Source organism: Cellulomonas telluris (genome assembly GCF_004886325.1).
Lineage (GTDB): Bacteria > Actinomycetota > Actinomycetes > Actinomycetales > Cellulomonadaceae > Cellulomonas > Cellulomonas telluris.
Window position 1 is genome coordinate 41,622 of record NZ_QXFN01000002.1, and the last position, 18,115, is coordinate 59,736.

At 75.4% G+C, this 18,115-nt stretch carries 15 protein-coding genes; 4 read left to right on the forward strand and 11 right to left on the reverse strand.

Annotation, left to right across the window (positions count from 1 at the left end; translation table 11 throughout):
- Positions 1–38: 38 nt before the first annotated feature.
- Positions 39–1,415 (reverse strand): MFS transporter, encoded by a 1,377-nt coding sequence (locus tag FB586_RS05550; RefSeq protein WP_136518358.1) that lies wholly within the window; start codon positions 1,413–1,415, stop codon positions 39–41.
- A gap of 224 nt (positions 1,416–1,639) precedes the next feature.
- On the opposite strand from FB586_RS05550, the gene FB586_RS05555 reads away from it, so the two are divergent.
- The gene (locus FB586_RS05555) at positions 1,640–2,017 is read left to right on the forward strand and encodes a hypothetical protein (RefSeq protein WP_136518359.1); all 378 of its coding nucleotides are present in this window, start codon (positions 1,640–1,642) and stop codon (positions 2,015–2,017) included.
- A 10-nt stretch (positions 2,018–2,027) separates the two neighbouring features.
- Here FB586_RS05555 and FB586_RS05560 read toward each other — a convergent pair whose 3' ends face one another.
- The 3 genes from FB586_RS05560 to FB586_RS05570 are packed head-to-tail and all read right to left on the reverse strand — an operon-like array spanning position 2,028 to position 4,694.
- Positions 2,028–2,690 carry a response regulator transcription factor gene (locus FB586_RS05560; protein ID WP_136518360.1) on the reverse strand — a complete coding sequence of 221 codons (663 nt, stop codon included), beginning with the start codon at positions 2,688–2,690 and terminating at the stop codon, positions 2,028–2,030.
- Entirely contained in the window at positions 2,687–4,285 is a 1,599-nt protein-coding gene (locus FB586_RS05565) for a sensor histidine kinase (protein WP_136518361.1), read from the reverse strand. The genes FB586_RS05560 and FB586_RS05565 overlap by 4 nt, the downstream gene beginning before the upstream one ends.
- Complete coding sequence (locus FB586_RS05570; protein WP_136518362.1) at positions 4,278–4,694, reverse strand: hypothetical protein; 417 nt, start codon at positions 4,692–4,694, stop codon at positions 4,278–4,280. The genes FB586_RS05565 and FB586_RS05570 overlap by 8 nt, the downstream gene beginning before the upstream one ends.
- A gap of 164 nt (positions 4,695–4,858) precedes the next feature.
- Here FB586_RS05570 and FB586_RS05575 point away from each other — a divergent pair, with 164 nt between their 5' ends.
- Positions 4,859–7,342 (forward strand): glycogen/starch/alpha-glucan phosphorylase, encoded by a 2,484-nt coding sequence (locus FB586_RS05575; protein ID WP_136518363.1) that lies wholly within the window; start codon positions 4,859–4,861, stop codon positions 7,340–7,342.
- A gap of 69 nt (positions 7,343–7,411) precedes the next feature.
- Here FB586_RS05575 and FB586_RS05580 read toward each other — a convergent pair whose 3' ends face one another.
- From FB586_RS05580 to FB586_RS05595, 4 genes are all read right to left on the reverse strand, one after another.
- The gene (locus FB586_RS05580; protein WP_136518364.1) at positions 7,412–8,992 is read right to left on the reverse strand and encodes a methyl-accepting chemotaxis protein; all 1,581 of its coding nucleotides are present in this window, start codon (positions 8,990–8,992) and stop codon (positions 7,412–7,414) included.
- Positions 8,993–9,139: 147 nt separating this feature from the next.
- Positions 9,140–9,910 carry a LysR family transcriptional regulator substrate-binding protein gene (locus FB586_RS05585; protein WP_136518365.1) on the reverse strand — a complete coding sequence of 257 codons (771 nt, stop codon included), beginning with the start codon at positions 9,908–9,910 and terminating at the stop codon, positions 9,140–9,142.
- Entirely contained in the window at positions 9,907–10,638 is a 732-nt protein-coding gene (gene trmB / locus FB586_RS05590) for a tRNA (guanosine(46)-N7)-methyltransferase TrmB (protein ID WP_136518366.1), read from the reverse strand. The genes FB586_RS05585 and trmB overlap by 4 nt, the downstream gene beginning before the upstream one ends.
- Before the next feature lie 47 nt (positions 10,639–10,685).
- Positions 10,686–11,477 carry a VOC family protein gene (locus FB586_RS05595; RefSeq protein WP_136518367.1) on the reverse strand — a complete coding sequence of 264 codons (792 nt, stop codon included), beginning with the start codon at positions 11,475–11,477 and terminating at the stop codon, positions 10,686–10,688.
- 161 nt (positions 11,478–11,638) lie between these two features.
- Between FB586_RS05595 and FB586_RS05600 the strand changes: the two genes are divergently transcribed.
- Complete coding sequence (locus FB586_RS05600; protein WP_136518368.1) at positions 11,639–12,679, forward strand: cation diffusion facilitator family transporter; 1,041 nt, start codon at positions 11,639–11,641, stop codon at positions 12,677–12,679.
- A gap of 6 nt (positions 12,680–12,685) precedes the next feature.
- On the opposite strand, the gene FB586_RS05605 is transcribed toward FB586_RS05600, so the two are convergent.
- From FB586_RS05605 to FB586_RS05615, 3 genes are all read right to left on the reverse strand, one after another.
- Positions 12,686–13,723, reverse strand: coding sequence for an alpha/beta hydrolase (locus tag FB586_RS05605; RefSeq protein WP_246036542.1), 1,038 nt, complete (start codon positions 13,721–13,723; stop codon positions 12,686–12,688).
- Between the two features lie 179 nt (positions 13,724–13,902).
- The gene (locus FB586_RS05610; protein WP_136518369.1) at positions 13,903–14,559 is read right to left on the reverse strand and encodes a histidine phosphatase family protein; all 657 of its coding nucleotides are present in this window, start codon (positions 14,557–14,559) and stop codon (positions 13,903–13,905) included.
- Between the two features lie 111 nt (positions 14,560–14,670).
- Positions 14,671–15,243 carry a glyoxalase superfamily protein gene (locus tag FB586_RS05615; RefSeq protein ID WP_136518370.1) on the reverse strand — a complete coding sequence of 191 codons (573 nt, stop codon included), beginning with the start codon at positions 15,241–15,243 and terminating at the stop codon, positions 14,671–14,673.
- A 285-nt stretch (positions 15,244–15,528) separates the two neighbouring features.
- Between FB586_RS05615 and clpB the strand changes: the two genes are divergently transcribed.
- Positions 15,529–18,114, forward strand: coding sequence for an ATP-dependent chaperone ClpB (gene clpB / locus FB586_RS05620; RefSeq protein WP_136518371.1), 2,586 nt, complete (start codon positions 15,529–15,531; stop codon positions 18,112–18,114).
- Position 18,115 lies beyond the last annotated feature (1 nt).

Sequence of the window (18,115 nt, forward strand, 5' to 3'; positions counted from 1 at the left end):
GCCGCCCGACCCCCCGCGGGCGGCGCGCGTGCCCGGCGTCAGACCCGGGCGTCCTGGTCGGCGGGCGTCCCGGCGTCCGCGTCGGCCTCCGCCATCGCCCGCCGTCCGGACGGCAGCCCGACGGCCACGGCCACGACCAGCAGCAGCGCCACGCCCGCCGCGACGAGCAGCGACTCGACGCTGTAGCGGTCGGCGAGCGGCCCGAACACCGACATGCCGAGCGGCATCGCGACGGCCATGACGATGCCGACGAAGCCGAACACCCGGCCCTGCCGCTCGGGCTCGACCTTCTCCTGCAGCACGGTCATGGTCGGCGTCGAGAAGAACGGGACGCCGAGGCCGATGAGGAACATGAAGGCGAAGAACACCCAGAGGTTCGTCGAGACGCCGAGGCCGATGTTGAACAGCGCGAACAGCACGGTCACGCCGACGACCATCGCGATGCGGTTACGCAGCCCGCCCCAGGCGGCCACGACGATGCCGCCGAGCATCATGCCGACGCTGAACGCGAGCTCGTTCACGGTCAGCTTCCACACCTCGTCGCCGAACGTGCGCACGACCATGAGCGGGGTGAGGAACGACGGCGCGACGATGAGCACGAACACGACGCCCCACAGCAGCAGGACCCACCGCACGAAGGCGTGCGTCGCGACGTACCGGACGCCGCCGACGAGGTCCGCGACGTAGCCCCGGACGCCCGCGACCTGGTCGGTGCGCACCAGCCGCTGGACGGGCACGAGGGCGAGCAGGGCGATGCCGATCAGCGCGGTCACGACGTCGACGAAGAAGATCGTCTCGATCGACGCGGACGCGTACAGCCCGGCGGCCACGGCCGGGGCGACGAGCATCATGGCGGACTGGATCGTCTGGTTGATGCCGTTGACGCGCATGAGCTTCTCGGTCGGCACCACCTGCGGCAGCAGCGACGACACGGCCGGCGTCTGGATGCCCGCGCCCGCGGACCGGATGGCCGCGACGAGGTAGAGCAGCCACAGCTCGTCGTAGCCCGACAGCATGAGCAGGGCCAGCACGAGGGTGCTCGCGGCGATGGTCGCGTCGGCGCCGATGATGAGCTTCTTGCGGTCGTGCCGGTCGGCCCAGACGCCGCCGAACACCGAGACGACGGCCTGCGGCAGGAACCCGAAGACGGCGTACAGCGCCATGACGGCGCCGGACCGCGTCTCGAGCGTGAGGTGCCACATGATCGCGTACTGCACGAGCATCGAGCCGAACAGCGACGACGTCTGACCGGCGAGGAACACGCTGACGTCGCGGCGCCACCGCGGCCGCTCGGCTTCCGTCAGCGGGGCGTCGGCGAGTGCGACGTCCGGGTCGTGCGGGCCGCTCGGCGCGGCGTCGGGCCCGGGGGAGCCCTGCGTCGACGGGTCCGGCTCGGGCGAGGTGGGGGCAGACATGGCGGGTCCTCCGCGGGGTACGAGGGCTGTCGGTGGTGCAGACCGTCGCCGCGCGCCAACTCATCGGGGTCGCGGGTGTCGGACCCACCCTCGCGGCGCCGGGCGGCCGGTGTCACGGGCATTGCGGTGCGCGGGGCGCGCGGGCGGTGGGCCGATCGGGTGGCCGACTCATGTGCCGGCCGGGGACGACCGACGAGCGCAGCAGGACCCGGAGGAGGGGGACCGTGCCGCGACCACTGCCCGTCGACCGCGCCGCGTACCTGCGGCTGCGCTGGCGCGCGCGCGCCACGAGCGCGCTGGCGGTCCTGCTGGCCCTCCCGCTGGCCGCGAACCTCGTCGTGGCCGCGCGGTCGGACGACGAGCTGCTGCACAAGTCCGGCGCCTGGTGGTTCTTCCAGCTGGGGCTCTACCTCGTGGTGGCGGTGTGGGTGGTCACGCGCGCGTGGCTGCGCAGCCTGGCGGCTCGTCCACGGACGCAGCAGCTCGACGAGCTCGGCCGCGCGCAGGCGACCGGCGCGCAGAGCGGGGTGCCCGAGCTCGACGAGCCCTCCGGCGCGCACGTCGGCCTCGCGGGCGCGGTGGAGCCGCCGCGGCGGTGGTGACCGCGCCCGCTCAGCGCGCGGGCAGCCGGTAGCCCATGCCGCGGACGGTCTCGACGCGGGCGGCGCCGACCTTGCCGCGCAGGTAGCGCACGTACACGTCGACGACGTTGGACGACGGGTCGAAGTCGTAGCCCCACACCTGGGACAGCAGCTGCTCGCGGCTGAGCACCTGTCCGGGGTGGCGCAGGAACGCCTCGAGCAGGCCGAACTCGCGGGCGGACAGGTCCACCTCGCGGTCGCCGACGCCGGCCCGACGCGTCTTCAGGTCGAGCGACAGGTCGCCGGCGCGCAGCACCGTCGGCTCGTCGGCGGGGTCGGTGCGCAGCCGCACGCGGATGCGCGCGAGCAGCTCCTCGAACGTGAACGGCTTGGCCATGTAGTCGTCGGCGCCCTCGTCGAGCCCCGCCACGACGTCCCGGACCGTCGACCGCGCGGTGAGGATGATCACCGGCATGCGGCTGCCGTGCTCGCGCAGGCGGCGCAGCACGGCGAGGCCGTCGCCGCCCTTGAGGCCGAGGTCGAGCACGAGCAGGTCGAACTCGCCGCTCGCCGCGAGGTCGAGTGCCTCGCGTGCGGTCGCGACGGTGGTGCTGCCGTACCCGGCGGCCTTGAGGCCCTTCGCGACGAAGCGGGCGATGCGGGTCTCGTCCTCGGCCACGAGGATCTGGGTCACGACGCGCCTCCTGCGGTGGGTGCGGGGACGGGGGCGGGCTCGGGGGGCGGGCCGGCCAGCGGTACCCGGACCGTGAAGGTCGAGCCGCGGCCGGGTGCGGAGACGACGTCGACGTCGCCGCCGTGGGCGTGCGCGATGGCCGCGACGATGGCGAGGCCGAGGCCGGCGCCGGGTCGTTCGTCGTCCTCGTCGGCGCGGGCGAACCGCTCGAACACGCGGTCCAGGTCCTCAGGAGCGATGCCGACGCCCTCGTCGGTCACCCACAGCTCGAGCCGGTCGCCGACGACGCGGGACCCGAGCAGGACCGTCGAGCCCTCGTCGGAGAACTTCACCGCGTTCGCCGCGAGCTGCAGCCACGCCTGCGTCAGGCGCTGCGCGTCGACCAGCGCGGTGCCCTCGGCGCGCGCCTCCACGCCCCAGCGGCGCGGGCCGAGCGGACGGACGTTGCCGGTGACGGTGTCCGTCAGCGCGCCGACGTCGTGCGGCGCGAACCGCACGAAGTCGGGGCTGCCGACGGTGGCGAGCGTGAGCAGGTCGTCCATGAGCCGGCCCATCCGGTCGAGCTCGTCGAGCACGAGCTCGCGCGTCTCCGCCGCGTCCGCCGGGTCCGCGGTGTCCATGAGCTCGACGTGCCCCCGCACGACCGTGAGCGGGGTGCGCAGCTCGTGGCCGACGTCGTCCAGCAGCGCCCGCTGCGCGCCGACGGCGGTCTGGATGCGGTCGAGCATCGCGTTGAAGGCGCGGGTCAGCTCCGCCACGTCGTCGTTGCCGCGGACGGGCAGGCGGGCCGACAGGTCGGTGTCCGTGATGCTGCGCGCCGTGCGGCCCAGCAGCCGCACGGGCCGCAGCAGCCGCCCGGCCACGACCCAGCCGACGACCGCGACGAGCGCGGCCGCGACGGTGGCGACCGCGGCGTAGGTGCGGAAGATGCCGACGAACGCGTCCCGCTCGGCGGTGCGGTCGTAGGCCAGGACGAGCACGGTCGTGCCGTCGCCGGCCGCGTCGGGCACGTCGGCGGTGCGGACGGGGATCACGGCGGCCCGCCAGTCGGTGACCGCGGTCCGGACGCTGACCAGGCGCGCACCCGTGCGCAGCGCGGGGTCGGCCAGCCGCGCGACGAGCTCGGGGTCCTCCTCGGGGCGCAGCGCGACGGAGTCCGCGGCGACGACCGTCACGGCGCCGTCCTCGAGCGCGAGCATGCCCTCGGTGCGTGCGGGCACCGTGCGCGACATCGCCGTGAGGACGAGCTCGTGGGCGGACGCGAACGGGCCGCCGGTCTGGGGGTCGACGCCGTCGGCCGCGAGCAGGCGCACCTGCTCCGCCCCGCGGCGCAGGTCGTCGTCGATGCGCGTGTCGACCCGCGCGCCGGCGAGCAGCGCCGCGACCCAGCCCGACACCGCGAGGGCCGCGACCGTGGCGGCGAGGACCGCGGCGAGCACCCGCACGCGCACGGTGACGACGCGACGCTCGGGCTCGGCGGGCGGCCGGGGCTCGACGGGTGCGGCGGGGGTGTCGTCGACGGGGGGCGGCGGGACGGCCTGCGGGTCGCGCCGCGGCACCAGGGCGGGCGGCCGCCGCTCGGTCGCGTCAGTCATCGTCGCCGCCGTCGTCGCTGTCGCCGTCCCCGGCGTCGTCGCCGTCGTCGTCCCCGTCGTCGTCCGCGTCGCCGTCGTCGTCCCCGTCGTCGTCCGCGGGCGCCGGCTGCGGGGGAGCGGGGGCGACCGCGGTGGGGGCGGGGGCGGGCGGTGCGGGCGTGGCCTGGTCCGTGGGCGGCGCGGCGGGCTGCGTCGCCGCGGGGCCGGTCGCTGCGGGGCCGGTCGGTGCCGGGTCGGTCGGTGCCGGGCCGGGCGCCGGGGGCGTCCCGGGCACGGGCGTCGCGGTCATGACGACCACGTCGCCGAGGCCGACGTCCCCGCGCGGTGCGGCCGCGGCGCGCGAGACGAGCCATGCCGCGAGCAGGAGCACGACGACGCCGACGAGCGCGCCCGCGCCGCGTCGGCCCATCCCCGTCCCTCCCTCGTCCCCGGCCCGCGCCCGCGGTCCGGCCGGCACGAGGATGCCGGGGCCGGATGAGACGCGGATGAGAGTCTCGTCCACGACCGGGCCCGGGGGGCTCCGTAGGCCGGACGGCCTGGCCCATCCGCCCCACGCCGTCTAGCGTTGCGCAAGTGACTGAGAACCGTGTCAACGGCACCGTGCACGTGACGGCCCCCCAGCACTCCGTGGAGGGGTTCGTGCAGGCGTTCCTGCGCGAGCTCCACTTCGGCCAGGGGGTGACCGTCGCCCGCTCCAACGTCAACGACCAGTACCTCGCGCTCGCGCGGACGGTCCGCCAGTACCTCATGGCGCGCTGGATGGAGACCGTGCGCGGCCAGTTCGAGGCGCAGTCGAAGGCGGTCGCGTACCTGTCGGCGGAGTACCTGCTCGGGCGGCAGCTCGACAACGCGCTCATCTCGACCGACATGGCGGAGATCGTCGACGAGGGTCTCGCCTCGCTCGGCATCGACCTCGCCACGCTGCGCGAGCAGGAGGTCGAGCCCGGCCTCGGCAACGGCGGCCTCGGCCGGCTCGCGGCGTGCTTCGTGGACTCGCTCGCGACGATGAGCGTCCCCTGCATCGGCTACGGCATCCGCTACGAGTACGGCATCTTCCGCCAGACGTTCGTCGACGGCTGGCAGGTGGAGCAGCCCGACACGTGGCTCGAGCTCGGCGCGCCGTGGGAGTTCCCGCACCCGGAGCACGCGGTCACCGTGCACTTCGGCGGGTCGACCGAGACGTACACGGACGAGGACGGCGTCGAGCGCACGCGCTGGAACCCGGCGTGGGACGTGCTGGGCGTGCCGTACAACTACATGGTCCCCGGCTACCAGAACGGCCGGGTCAACACGCTGCGCCTGTGGAGCGCGCGCGCGACCAAGGCGTTCGACCTGCAGATCTTCAACTCCGGCGACTACGCCGAGGCGGTGCGCGCGCAGACGTTCGCCGAGAACATCTCCAAGGTCCTGTACCCCGAGGACTCGACGCCGCAGGGCAAGGAGCTGCGCCTGCAGCAGCAGTACTTCTTCGTCGCCTGCTCGATCCGGGACTTCGTCGACAACGTCCTGCCCGACGGGTTCGACCTGCGCCGGCTGCCCGAGCGCATCGTGTTCCAGCTCAACGACACGCACCCCGTGATCGCCGTGCCGGAGCTCATGCGCATCCTCGTCGACGAGAAGAAGCTCGCGTGGGACGAGGCCTGGGCCATCACGCAGCAGTGCTTCGCGTACACGTGCCACACGCTGCTGCCCGAGGCGCTCGAGGTGTGGTCCGTCGACCTGCTCGGCCGGCTGCTGCCGCGCCACCTCGAGATCATCTACCGGATCAACGAGGAGTTCCTCGCGCAGGTCCGCGAGCGGTTCCCGAACGACGAGCCCCGCCTGCGCCGCATGTCGATCATCGCCGAGCACCCCCAGCGGTCGGTCCGCATGGCGTACCTCGCCACCATCGCCGGCGCGAAGGTCAACGGCGTCGCCGAGCTGCACTCGCAGCTGCTGCGCGACAACGTCCTGCCGGACTTCAACGAGCTCTGGCCCGACAAGTTCACGAACGTGACCAACGGCGTCACGCCGCGCCGCTTCATCCGCCTCGCCAACCCCGCGCTGTCCGACCTCGTCACCGAGGCCATCGGCCCCGGCTGGCTCACGGACCTCGAGCGCCTGCGCGAGATGGAGCCGCTCGCGGACGACCCCGAGTTCCGGGCCCGGTTCCGCGCGGTCAAGGCCGCGAACAAGGAGCGCCTGGCCGACGTGCTCGCCCGCCGCGACGGCATCGAGCTGCGGACCGACGCGATGCTCGACGTCATGGTCAAGCGCCTGCACGAGTACAAGCGCCAGACCCTCAAGCTGCTGCACATCGTGTCCCTCTACGAGCGGATCACGACCGGCGAGCTCGACCCCGCGGCGATGCAGCCGCGCGTCTTCGCGTTCGGCGCCAAGGCCGCGCCGGGCTACACGATGGCGAAGCAGATCATCGGGCTCATCAACCACGTCGGGTCCACCGTCAACGCGGACCCGCGCGTGCAGGGCGCGCTGACGGTCGTCTTCCCGCCGAACTACAACGTGACGCTCGCCGAGAAGCTCATCCCCGCCGCCGACCTGTCCGAGCAGATCTCGCTCGCCGGCAAGGAGGCGTCCGGCACCGGCAACATGAAGTTCGCGCTCAACGGCGCCCTGACGATCGGTACGGACGACGGCGCGAACGTCGAGATCCGCCGGCTCGTGGGCGACGACAACTTCTTCCTCTTCGGGCTCACCGAGCCCCAGGTGGAGGAGGTCCAGGCGGCCGGGTACCAGCCGTCGCGGTACTACGAGGAGAACCCGACGCTGCGCCGCGCGATCGACCTCATCGCGTCGGGCGCGTTCGCGGACGGCGACCCGCAGTGCTTCGCGCCGGTGGTGTCGAACCTGCTGACGGAGGACCGCTTCCTCGTCCTCGCGGACTTCGCGTCGTACCTCGAGGCGCAGGACCGCGTCGACGCCGCCTACCGGGACCCGGAGGCGTGGACGCGCTCGGCGATCCTCAACGTCGCGCGCTCCGGCTTCTTCTCGTCCGACCGCTCGATGTGGGACTACATCGACCGCATCTGGCACACGCAGCCGCTCGTCGCGCGCTGACGGCACACGCACGGGCCCCCGCCGACCTCTCGGTCGGCGGGGGCCCGTCGTCGTCGGGAGCCGTGCCCGTCAGCCGCGCAGCGCCAGCACCGACTCGTGCAGGCGGTCGGCCGTGGTCCGCAGCTCGTCGGCCGCGCCGCGGATCGTGGCGATGCTGCCCAGCGACCGGCGCTGGGCCTCCTCCACGACGCCGACGCCCTGCTCGATGTCGCGCCCCTCGGTGGCCGCCTCGGCGACGGCCGCCGCCATGGACGCCGTCGTCACGGACTGCTCCTCGACCGCGCCCGCGATGGTCGTCTGGTGGTCCTCGACGCGGCGCACGGCGTCCCCGATGCGCGCGATCTCGTCGACCGCCCGCCCCACGGCGTCCTGGATCGCCTCGACCTGGCCCGCGATCTCGCCCGTGGCCCGCGCCGTCTCCTGCGCCAGCTCCTTGACCTCGCCGGCGACGACCGCGAAGCCGCGGCCCGACTCGCCGGCCCGCGCGGCCTCGATCGTCGCGTTGAGCGCCAGCAGGTTCGTCTGCTCGGCGATGCCGCTGATCACCTTCACGACCGAGCCGATGCGCGCCGAGGACGCGCCCAGCTCCTCGACCGTCCGCGCGGTCCGGTCCGCCACCTGCACGGCCTCCCGCACCACGGCCGACACCTCGGTCGCGTTGCGCGAGATCTCCCCGATGGACGCGTCCATCTGGTGCGCCCCCGCCGCGACCGCGTCGATGCGGTCGGCGGCCTGCCGGGCGCTGGACACGACCTGCCGCGTCTGGGCGGCCGAGTCCTGCACGTCCTCCGAGAGCGACTCGCTCGACCCCAGCAGGGTGCTCACGGCCCCGGTGACGGCCTCCGCGGAGGCGCTGACCTCGCTCGTCGCCGCCGCGGTGCGGTCGAGCGTCGCGTTGAGGGCGGCCGCCAGCCGGTCGAGCTCGGTGCGGCCGCTGCCCGTGTCGAGCCGCGCGTGCAGGTCGCCCGACGCGAGCGCGTCCGTCGCGCGGCGCAGCGGACGCGTGATGGACCGGGACACGGCCAGGCCGAGGACGGTGAGCAGCACGAGCGCGGGGAGCGCGACGAGCACGATCGGCACCGTGTCCGCGACCGCCGCCGCGCGCACGTCGTCCACGTAGATGCCGGAGCCGACGACCCAGCCCCACGGCTCGTACCCGGCGACGTACGACACCTTGGGCTGCGGCTCCTCCATCCCGGGCTTCGGCCACTGGTAGCGGACCGTGCCGGCGCCGTCGGCCTCGACCACCTCGACCATCCGCACGAACAGGCGCAGCCCGTCGGGGTCCTCGTGCTCCGTCAGGTCCTGGCCGTCCAGCTCGGGCTTGAACGGGTGCATGAGCATCGTCGGGTGCATGTCGTTGACCCAGAAGTACTCCTCGCCCGCGTACCGCATGCCGCCGAGGGCCTCGAGCGCGTGCGCCTGCGCCTGCTCGGTGGTGAGGTCGCCGCGCGACGCGAGGGTGCCGTAGTGCTCCACGACCCCCAGGGCGGACTCGACGACGTGCTGGGTCGCGGTCGTGCGTTCGGCGGTGATGCGTCTCTCGACGCCGGCCACCGCCACGACGGTCAGGAGCGCGAGCGCCAGCGCGGTCAGCACGACGAGGGCGATCATCCGCAGACGGATGGGTAGGGCCTTGAGGCGCAGCACGGGATCCTCCATTGGGTCGGCGTGCGGGTCCGTGCCCTCCGGTCGGCTGCGGACGCCCGGTCCTGAGAGGTCCGCGGCCGCCGACGGCCGCCGACGGGGCGTCGTCACCCGGTCGGGCGTGCCGGTCGCGTCCGTGCGTGGTGACGGTCAGCGCGCGCGACGTCCACGGCCGCGGGCGGGACGCGCGTCGCGGGCGCCGGGGCGCGGCGTCCGCGGGGACGCGCCCCGGCCGGCGACCGCCGGCGCGGGCGGCGCCGGCGGTGCGGCGACGTCGCCGCGCGAGCTGCCCGCCGTGCGGCCGCGCACGATGCCGACGAGCTCCTGCACGAGCGGGTGCTCGGCGTCCCGGTGCCACACGAGCGCGACACGCGACCCCGGCACCTCCGGCACGTCCCGGACGGCGAACCGCTTGTCGCCGTGCTCGCGCGCGAGCGCGTGGGGGAGGACGACGACGCCCGCGCCGGACGCGACGAGGTCGAGCGCCGTGGGCGTGTCCGGCACCTCCGTGACCTCGTCCGCGGCGACGGCGGCCTCCGCCCCGAGCACGTCGTCGCCCGGGACGAGCAGCGGCTCCGCGCGCAGGTCGTCGAGGTCGACGGCCTCGACGACCGTGAAGAGGTGCTCACGCGGCACGACGACGACCGCGCGGTCCTCCCACAGCGGCACGACCGCCCACCCGTCGCGCGTGCTCGGCGCCGGCGAGGGCAGGCCGGGCGGCGGCAGGTCGGGCGGCGCGCCGGCGGGGGCCGGGTCCGGGGGCAGCCGCAGCACCGCCGCGTCCACCTCCCCGGCGAGCACCGCGGCGGCCGCGCCGGCGGGTGCCGCGCGCACGACGTCGAGCGGCTCGTCGGGCACCCGCTCCGCCCACACGCGCACCCAGCGGTCCGGCGAGACCCCGGGCACGAGGAGCAGCCTCATCGCACGCGCCGCACGACGAGGTCGGTGACCTCGTGGCCGAGGTCGAGGCCGCGCTGCTCGAAGCGCGTGACGGGGCGGTGCGCCGGGCGCGGCACCACGCCGCCCTCGAGCGCCGGGTCGGCGGCGAGGACCTCCGCCGCCTGCGCGGCGTAGTCCGCCCAGTCGGTCGCGACGTGGAACGTGCCGCCGACGCGGAGCCGGTCGCGCACCAGGTCGACGTGCACCGGCTGGACCAGCCGGCGCTTGTGGTGCCGCGCCTTGGGCCACGGGTCGGGGAAGAACGCGTGCACCGCGTCGAGCGAGCCGGGGGCGACGGACGCGCGCAGCAGGCGCAGCGCGTCGCCGTGCGCGACGCGCACGTTCGTCAGCCCCTCCCGCTCCACCAGGACCAGCAGCGCGGCGACGCCCGGCAGGTGCGCCTCGACGGCGAGCCAGTCGCGGTCCGGGTCGGCGGCGGCCATCGCGGCCGTGGCGTCCCCCATGCCGGAGCCGATCTCGAGCACGAGCGGCGCGGTGCGCCCGAACAGCGCGGCGGTGTCGAGCAGGCCGTCGGCGGTCCGCGGCGGCGCCGCCCGCTCGTCGTCGACGGAGAAGCCCCAGCGGGGGAACAGCCGGTCGAGCGCGTCCGTGCGGTCGCGGCCGAGCGCGGCGCGGCGCGGGTGGAACGTGCGCAGGGGCTCGTGCGCCCGCGACGCGCGGTGCGTGAACACGTCCTCCGCCTGGCGCACGGTCACCAGGCTACGCGGCGCCGCGGCGGAGCCCGCCGCCGCGGGTGTCAGGCGACGACCTCCGGCGGCGCCTGCTCGAGCAGCGCGACGACCTCGCCGGCGGGTCCCTGCGCCAGCACGAGCCGGCCGTACGGGGTGTCCTCCGGGCCGCTGACGACGGTGCCGCCGACCTCCGGCACGCGCCGCGCGGCGTCCTCGGCGTCCGTCACCGCGACGTACCAGGTCCACGCCGCCGGCACGTCCGCGCCGACGCCGGCGCCGTAGCCGCCCACGCCGACGGCCGGGGTCCCGCCGACGGCGAGCGAGGTGTACGTGAAGTCCGGGGCGCTCATGTCGGTCGCCTCGTACCCGAACAGGTCGACGTAGAAGCGCCGCGACAGGTCCGGCTGCTGCGACATCTGCTCGGCCCACACGAACGCGCCCGGCACGTCGGTGACGTCCCAGCCCGTGTGCGTGCCGGACTGCCACAGCCCGAACACCGCCCCGGCGGGGTCCGCCAGCACCGCGATGTCGCCGAGGCCGAGCACCGTCATCGGCCCCGCGAGCAGCTGCGCGCCGGCGGCGACCGCGTGCCCCGTCGCGAGCGTGACGTCCTCGACCCCGAGGTAGACGCACCAGGCGGCGGGGGCGTCCGCCGCGGCGCCGTCCGCCGGCAGCAGGCCCGCGACGCGGCGCCCGTCGACCGACGCCGTCACGTACCCGCCCGTCTCCGGGCGTCCCTGCGTGAACTCCCACCCGAGCAGCCCGCCGTAGAACCGCTGCGCCGCGGCGAGGTCGGGCACCGTGATGTCGGCCCACGCCGGCACGCCCTCCGGCCAGGGGCTGTCGTTCACCGTCATGACCAGTGCCGCCTCTCGTCCACGCGCCCGTCCCTCGCCGGGCCGGGCCGCGGGACAGCCAACCATCTCGGACGCCCGTCCGCATCCGGCCCCCCGCCGGGCAGACGTGCCCTCGGCGTCCCCGGGGCGCGCCCTCCGGGCCGCTGTGCTAGTCCGGGACCATGACCGCCACGCCCGAGCCGGGCCCCGCCACCGCGACCGGCGCCGCACCCGCCGCGCGGCTCGGCCCCGACGCGTGGGAGGGGCTGGCCGGCGACGACGGGTCCGGCGGCGGGGAGTCGCTGCTCACCGTCGTCCTCGCCCTCGTCGCGAACGTCCTCATCGCCGTCGCGAAGTCGGTCGCCGCCGTCGTCACGGGCGCGGCGTCCATGCTGGCCGAGGCCGCGCACTCGTGGGCCGACGCGGGCAACGAGGTCCTGCTGCTCGTCGCGCACCGGCGCGGCGAGCGCCCCGCCGACCCGTCCCACCCGCTGGGGTACGGGCGGGAGGTCTACGTGTGGTCGATGTTCGCCGCGATCGGCCTGTTCGGCGTCGGGGCCGGGGTGTCGGTGACGCACGGGATCCAGGAGCTCGTGCACCCCGAGCCGGCGGGGTCGTTCGTCGTCGCGTACGTCGTGCTCGGCATCGCGTTCGTGCTCGAGGGCGTGTCGTTCCTGCAGGCGTGGCGGCAGTCGCGCGGGGACGCCCGCCGCCGGCACCGCGGCCTGGTCGAGCAGGTGCTCGCGACGTCGGACCCGACGGTGCGGGCCGTGTTCTTCGAGGACGCCGCCGCGCTGATCGGCATCCTCATCGCCGCCGGCGGCATCGCGGCGCACGAGGTCACCGGCTCCGCCGTGCCCGACGCCGTCGGCTCGATCCTCGTCGGGCTGCTGCTGGCGGTCGTCGCGGTCGTGCTCATCACGCGCAACCTGCGGTTCCTCGTGGGGGAGGCGGTGGACCCGGGCCTGCGGGACGCCGCCCTGCGCCGTCTGCTGGCGATGCCGGAGGTCGCCCGGGTGACCAGCCTGCGGATCGAGTTCGTCGGGGCGCGGCGGGTGTTCCTCGTGGGTGCCGTGGACCTCGTGGGCAACCCCGACGAGGACGCGGCGTCGCACCGGCTGGCGCTGGTGGAGCGACGGGTGCGCGACATCCCGGGGGTGGTCGGTGCCGTGCTGTCGCTGTCCGAGCCGGAGGAGCAGGAGCTGCTGCCGGCGGACGGCTGACCCCGCTCAGCCGGCCCCGAGGCGCGCGTCGAGGAACCGCAGCACCTCCTCGAGGTACCGCTCGCGGGCCGGCGCCGGCGACAGCGCGAGGTCGTGCGCACCCCCGGGCACCTGGACGAACGTGACGTCGGGGCCGAGCAGCGGCGCCCGGGCGGCGATCTGTGCGGGGTCCAGCACCGAGTCGGTCGTCAGCAGGGCCTCGTGCCAGCGGTCGTCGGGGCCGGCGGCGTCGGAGGCGAGGACGAGCACCGGGCAGTCGACGGCCAGGCCGCGCGCGACGCGCGCGTGCCCGCGGCGCACGGTCCGCGCGAACCCGGCGCGTGCCTCGAACGTGTGCGGCTTCCAGGCCACGTCGTAGTCCCACTCGCCGCCCGTCGCCGCGTGCAGCGCCTCGCCGTAGTGCCGGGCCGTGCGCGACACCACGAGGCGCGGCGCCACCCGGCCGACCACGTCGATCGCCCGCGTCAGCACGGTGCGCTCGAACGCGTTCCCGCGCAGCTCGAGCCACGGGGAGTTGAGGACGAGCGCGTCGACGAGACCACGGCCGCGGCGGGCGTCCGCCCACAGCGCCGCCGTGAGCCCGCCCGTCGAGTGCGCCATCACGACGAGCCGCTCGTGCGAGGCGCGCAGCAGGCGCACCGCCGTGTCGATCTCCTCGTCGTACGTCGCGAGGTCCGTGATCTCGTTGGCGGGGCGGCCGGGCCGGATCGAGCGGCCGTAGTCGCGCAGGTCGAGGGCCCACAGGTCGTAGCCGGCGCGTGCGAGCCCGTCCGCGACGTGCGGGTGGAAGAAGTAGTCGACGAACCCGTGCAGGTACAGCACCGCGGTGCGCGGGCGCGGCGGTGCGAGGTCGGCGGACGGCGGGGTGGCGGGGGCGCCGGCGGGAGCCGCGGCGTCGTCCGGGCGTCGGTGGACGAGCGTCGCGACGGGGTCGGGCGCGCCGCGGCGCGACAGGGCGTCGGGGCGCAGCGGCAGCGTGCGCGCGACCCATCCGGGTCCCAGCACGTCGTCGGTCTCGGCAGGCCCCACGGCGTCGTCCGTCACGGCCGTGATGCTGCCACGCCCGCGTCGTCCCGCCCGCGACCCACCGCCGCCCGCGCCGCGCGACCACCCCCACCCCCGCCGAGTGCGGTGGATGCGCGTCGAGCGCGGTGGACTCGACTACCGCACTCGTGCCGCATCCACCGCGCTCGACGCGGTCGGGCGGGGTGGGGCGGGGCGGGTCAGGCGACCGAGGGGACCGGGGTCGGCTGCGTCATGGGGCGTGCGGCGACGTGACCCTGGCCGGCGACGTCGAGCGCGAGCTGCGTGATGCTGGCGGTGCCGTCGGGCTCGACCTCGACCGTCGACACCGACGCGTTCGGCAGCGGCACGAGGCCCACCGGGTCGACGGTCGCGAGGTACGCGCCGAGCGCGAGCCCGTGGCCGACGACGAGGACGTCCCCCTCGGGGTGCTCGGCGGCGATGCGCGCGAACACGGCGCGCGTGCGGCCCATGAAGTCGGCCGCGTGCTCCCCGCCCGGCAGGCCGGGGTGCGTGCCGGCGAGCACGTCGGTGACGAGGTCGGACCACGCGACGACGCCGTCGAGCGTCGACTCGGGCTTCTGCTCGTAGACGCCGAAGTGGTACTCGCGCAGGTCGGGGTCGGTGCGCAGCGGCACGTCGGGGTGGTGCCGCAGCAGCTCGACGGCCGTCGTCACGGCGCGCCCGGACGGCGACGCCCAGGCGGCGGTGAACGGCACGTCCGCGAGGTGCTGCGCGGTCACGCGCACGCCCTCGCGCCCGGGCCGGGTCAGGGGCGAGTCGCAGCGTCCCTGCAGGATGCGCCGCGCGTTGAAGTGGGTCCGCCCGTGCCGGACGAGCGTCAGCGTGAGGGTCATCGGTGCCCTTCCTCTCCGTGGTGTCACGGCGACGCTAGGCAGGGCGGGTGTCGTCCGGGCGACGCCGGCACGACGGTCCGATGACGGGTGGACGTCGTCGGCCGCGGCACCTCAGGGCGCGGGTGTGCAGAGGCGCAGGCGGTTGCCGAACGGGTCGAGCACCTCCGCGGTCGGGCCGCCGGGCGCGTCGAGGTCGACCGCCGGGCGCTGCCGCCCACCGGTCCGCTCCCGCACCTGCGCGACGAGCGCGGCGACGTCCGCGACGGGGACCCACAGGACCGCGCCGTAGCCGCCGTCGCCGGGGTGCTCGGACAGGTGCAGGCGCAGGTCGCCGCGCGTCACCTGCGCGTACACCGGCAGCCCCGGCTCGAACCGGTGCTCCCAGTCGAGCCGGCAGCCGAGCACGTCGAGGTAGAACGCGTACGCCGTCGGGGCGTCGGCCACGCGGAGGACGGGGACGGCCGGGCCGACGCCCGCGGGCCCCCCGGGCGGCGGCACGGCCCCGGTCGCGGCCACCGGCCCGGCGGCGGCGAGCGCGTTCCAGTCGCGCAGCCCGTACGCGTGCGCGACGAGCTCGAGCGCGCGGGAGTGGGTGACGGCCAGGCCGTCCGCGGCGAGGTCGGCGCGCAGCGCGCGCGCCATGGCCTTGGCCCGGTCGGGCGTGGGGAGCGGGTGCGTGGTCACGGTTGCCTCCGTCGACGGGACGCCCGACCGGTGCTCGCGTTGCCGGTGCCGTCCCGTCGTTCGTCGACGCGCCGTGGCAGGTGCTCCTCGCGGCACGTTCACCGTCCCCGTCGGGGTGCGAGCGGCGGGCCGTGCCCGGCCCTGCACCCAACGCTAGACCGCGCGCCGACGAGAGCCCAGCCCGAGCAGCGCACCGAAGTTGAGCGGAATAGACTCAAGTCTGCGATCCGTTGAGGACGTCAGGAGAATCGACGACGTGCGGGCGGTCCCGCACAGGGAGGTCACGTGGACGCGAAGTTCACCACGCGGTCGCAGGAGGCACTCGGCGACGCGATCCAGCAGGCGAGCGCGGCCGGCAACCCGCAGCTCGAGCCGGCGCACGTCCTCAACGCGCTGCTGCAGCAGGAGGGCGGTGTCGCGAACGGGCTGCTCGACGCCGTCGGCGCCGACCGCACCGCGCTCGGCCGCGCCGTGCGCGGCATCCTCGTCAACCTGCCGTCGTCCAGCGGCTCGACCGTGGCACAGCCGACCGCGTCGCGGCAGACGGCCGCCGCGCTCGAGGCCGCGAACGCGGAGGCGCGCAGCCTGGGCGACGACTACGTCTCGACCGAGCACCTGCTCATCGGCCTGGCCGCCGGGCAGTCCGGCGTCGCCGACGCGCTGCGTGCCGCCGGGGCGTCGCGCGACGCGCTCGTCGCGGCCCTGCCGTCCGTGCGCGGCAGCGCCCGGGTCACCACGCCGAACCCCGAGGGCACGTACAAGGCGCTCGAGCAGTACGGCGTCGACCTGACGCAGCGGGCACGCGAGGGCAGGCTCGACCCGGTCATCGGCCGCGACGCGGAGATCCGCCGCGTCATCCAGGTGCTGTCGCGGCGCACCAAGAACAACCCTGTGCTCATCGGCGAGCCGGGCGTCGGCAAGACGGCCGTCGTCGAGGGGCTCGCGCAGCGGATCGTCGCCGGCGACGTGCCGGAGTCGCTGCGCGACAAGACGCTCGTCTCGCTCGACCTCGCGTCGATGGTCGCGGGCGCCAAGTACCGCGGCGAGTTCGAGGAGCGCCTCAAGGCCGTGCTCGCCGAGATCACGGCGTCCGAGGGGCAGGTCGTCACGTTCATCGACGAGCTGCACACGGTCGTCGGCGCGGGCGCCGGCGGCGAGGGCGCCATGGACGCGGGCAACATGCTCAAGCCCATGCTCGCCCGCGGCGAGCTGCGCCTGGTCGGTGCGACGACGCTCGACGAGTACCGCGAGCGCATCGAGAAGGACCCGGCGCTCGAGCGGCGGTTCCAGCAGGTGTTCGTCGGCGAGCCGTCCGTGGAGGACACCGTCGCGATCCTGCGTGGGCTGCGCGAGCGGTACGCGGCGCACCACCGTGTCGAGATCTCCGACGGCGCGATCGTCGCCGCGGCGACGCTGTCGGACCGGTACATCACCGGCCGCCAGCTGCCCGACAAGGCGATCGACCTGATCGACGAGGCCGCCTCGCGCCTGCGCATGGAGCTCGACTCGTCCCCGGTGGAGATCGACGAGCTGCAGCGCGCCGTCACGCGCCTGGAGATGGAGGAGCAGTTCCTCGCCACGGCCGACGACCCGGCGTCGCAGGACCGCCTCGCACGGCTGCGCGCCGACCTGGCGGACCGCCGCGAGGAGCTCGCCGCGCTCAACGCGCGCTGGGAGAAGGAGAAGGGCGGCCGCAACCGGGTCGGCGACCTGCGGGTGCGCCTCGACCAGCTGCGCGCCGACGCCGACCGCGCCCAGCGCGAGGGCGACCTCGCCACGGCCGGCCGCCTGCTCTACGGCGAGATCCCCACCGTCGAGAAGGAGATCGCCGCGGCGGAGGCGTCGGAGGCGGAGGAGACCGCCGAGGCGCCGATGATCGCGGAGAAGGTCGGCCCGGACGAGGTCGCGGAGGTCGTCGCGGCGTGGACCGGCATCCCCGCCGGCCGGCTGCTCGAGGGGGAGACCCAGAAGCTGCTGCGCATGGAGGAGGTGATCGGCGAGCGCCTGATCGGCCAGCAGGCCGCGGTCGCCGCCGTGTCCGACGCGGTGCGCCGTGCGCGGGCCGGCGTCTCCGACCCGGACCGCCCGACCGGCTCGTTCCTGTTCCTCGGCCCCACCGGCGTCGGCAAGACCGAGCTCGCGAAGGCGCTCGCGGACTTCCTGTTCGACGACGAGCGCGCCATGGTCCGCATCGACATGAGCGAGTACGGCGAGAAGCACTCCGTCGCCCGGCTCGTCGGCGCGCCCCCGGGGTACGTCGGCTACGAGGAGGGCGGCCAGCTCACCGAGGCCGTGCGGCGCCGGCCGTACTCGGTCGTGCTGCTCGACGAGGTCGAGAAGGCGCACCCCGAGGTGTTCGACGTGCTGCTGCAGGTGCTGGACGACGGCCGCCTGACCGACGGGCAGGGCCGCACGGTCGACTTCCGCAACGTCATCCTCGTGCTGACGTCGAACCTGGGGTCGCAGTTCCTGGTCGACCCGCTGCTCGACCAGCCGGCCAAGCGGGACGCCGTCATGGGCGCGGTGCGCGAGGCGTTCAAGCCGGAGTTCCTCAACCGGCTCGACGACGTCGTCATCTTCGACCCGCTGAGCCTGGAGCAGATCGGCTCGATCGTCGACCTGCAGGTCGGGCTGCTGGCCCGCCGCCTGGCCGACCGTCGCCTCACGCTCGACGTCACGCCGGGCGCCCGCGAGTGGCTGGCGATCGAGGGCTACGACCCGGCGTACGGCGCGCGGCCGCTGCGCCGGCTCGTGCAGAAGGAGATCGGCGACCGGCTGGCGCGTGCGCTGCTCGGGGGGGAGATCCACGACGGCGACACGGTCCACGTCGACCTCGGCGACGGCGGCCTGACGCTCAAGGCCACCCGCTGAC

What these genes read in the sequence shown, in the direction of transcription:
- FB586_RS05550 (WP_136518358.1), bottom strand. Translation starts at nt 1,415, where the DNA reads ATGTCTGCCCCCACCTCGCCCGAGCCGGACCCGTCGACGCAGGGCTCC.
- FB586_RS05565 (WP_136518361.1), bottom strand. Translation starts at nt 4,285, where the DNA reads ATGACTGACGCGACCGAGCGGCGGCCGCCCGCCCTGGTGCCGCGGCGC.
- FB586_RS05570 (WP_136518362.1), bottom strand. Translation starts at nt 4,694, where the DNA reads ATGGGCCGACGCGGCGCGGGCGCGCTCGTCGGCGTCGTCGTGCTCCTG.
- FB586_RS05585 (WP_136518365.1), bottom strand. Translation starts at nt 9,910, where the DNA reads ATGAGGCTGCTCCTCGTGCCCGGGGTCTCGCCGGACCGCTGGGTGCGC.
- FB586_RS05595 (WP_136518367.1), bottom strand. Translation starts at nt 11,477, where the DNA reads ATGACGGTGAACGACAGCCCCTGGCCGGAGGGCGTGCCGGCGTGGGCC.
- FB586_RS05600 (WP_136518368.1), top strand. Translation starts at nt 11,639, where the DNA reads ATGACCGCCACGCCCGAGCCGGGCCCCGCCACCGCGACCGGCGCCGCA.
- FB586_RS05610 (WP_136518369.1), bottom strand. Translation starts at nt 14,559, where the DNA reads ATGACCCTCACGCTGACGCTCGTCCGGCACGGGCGGACCCACTTCAAC.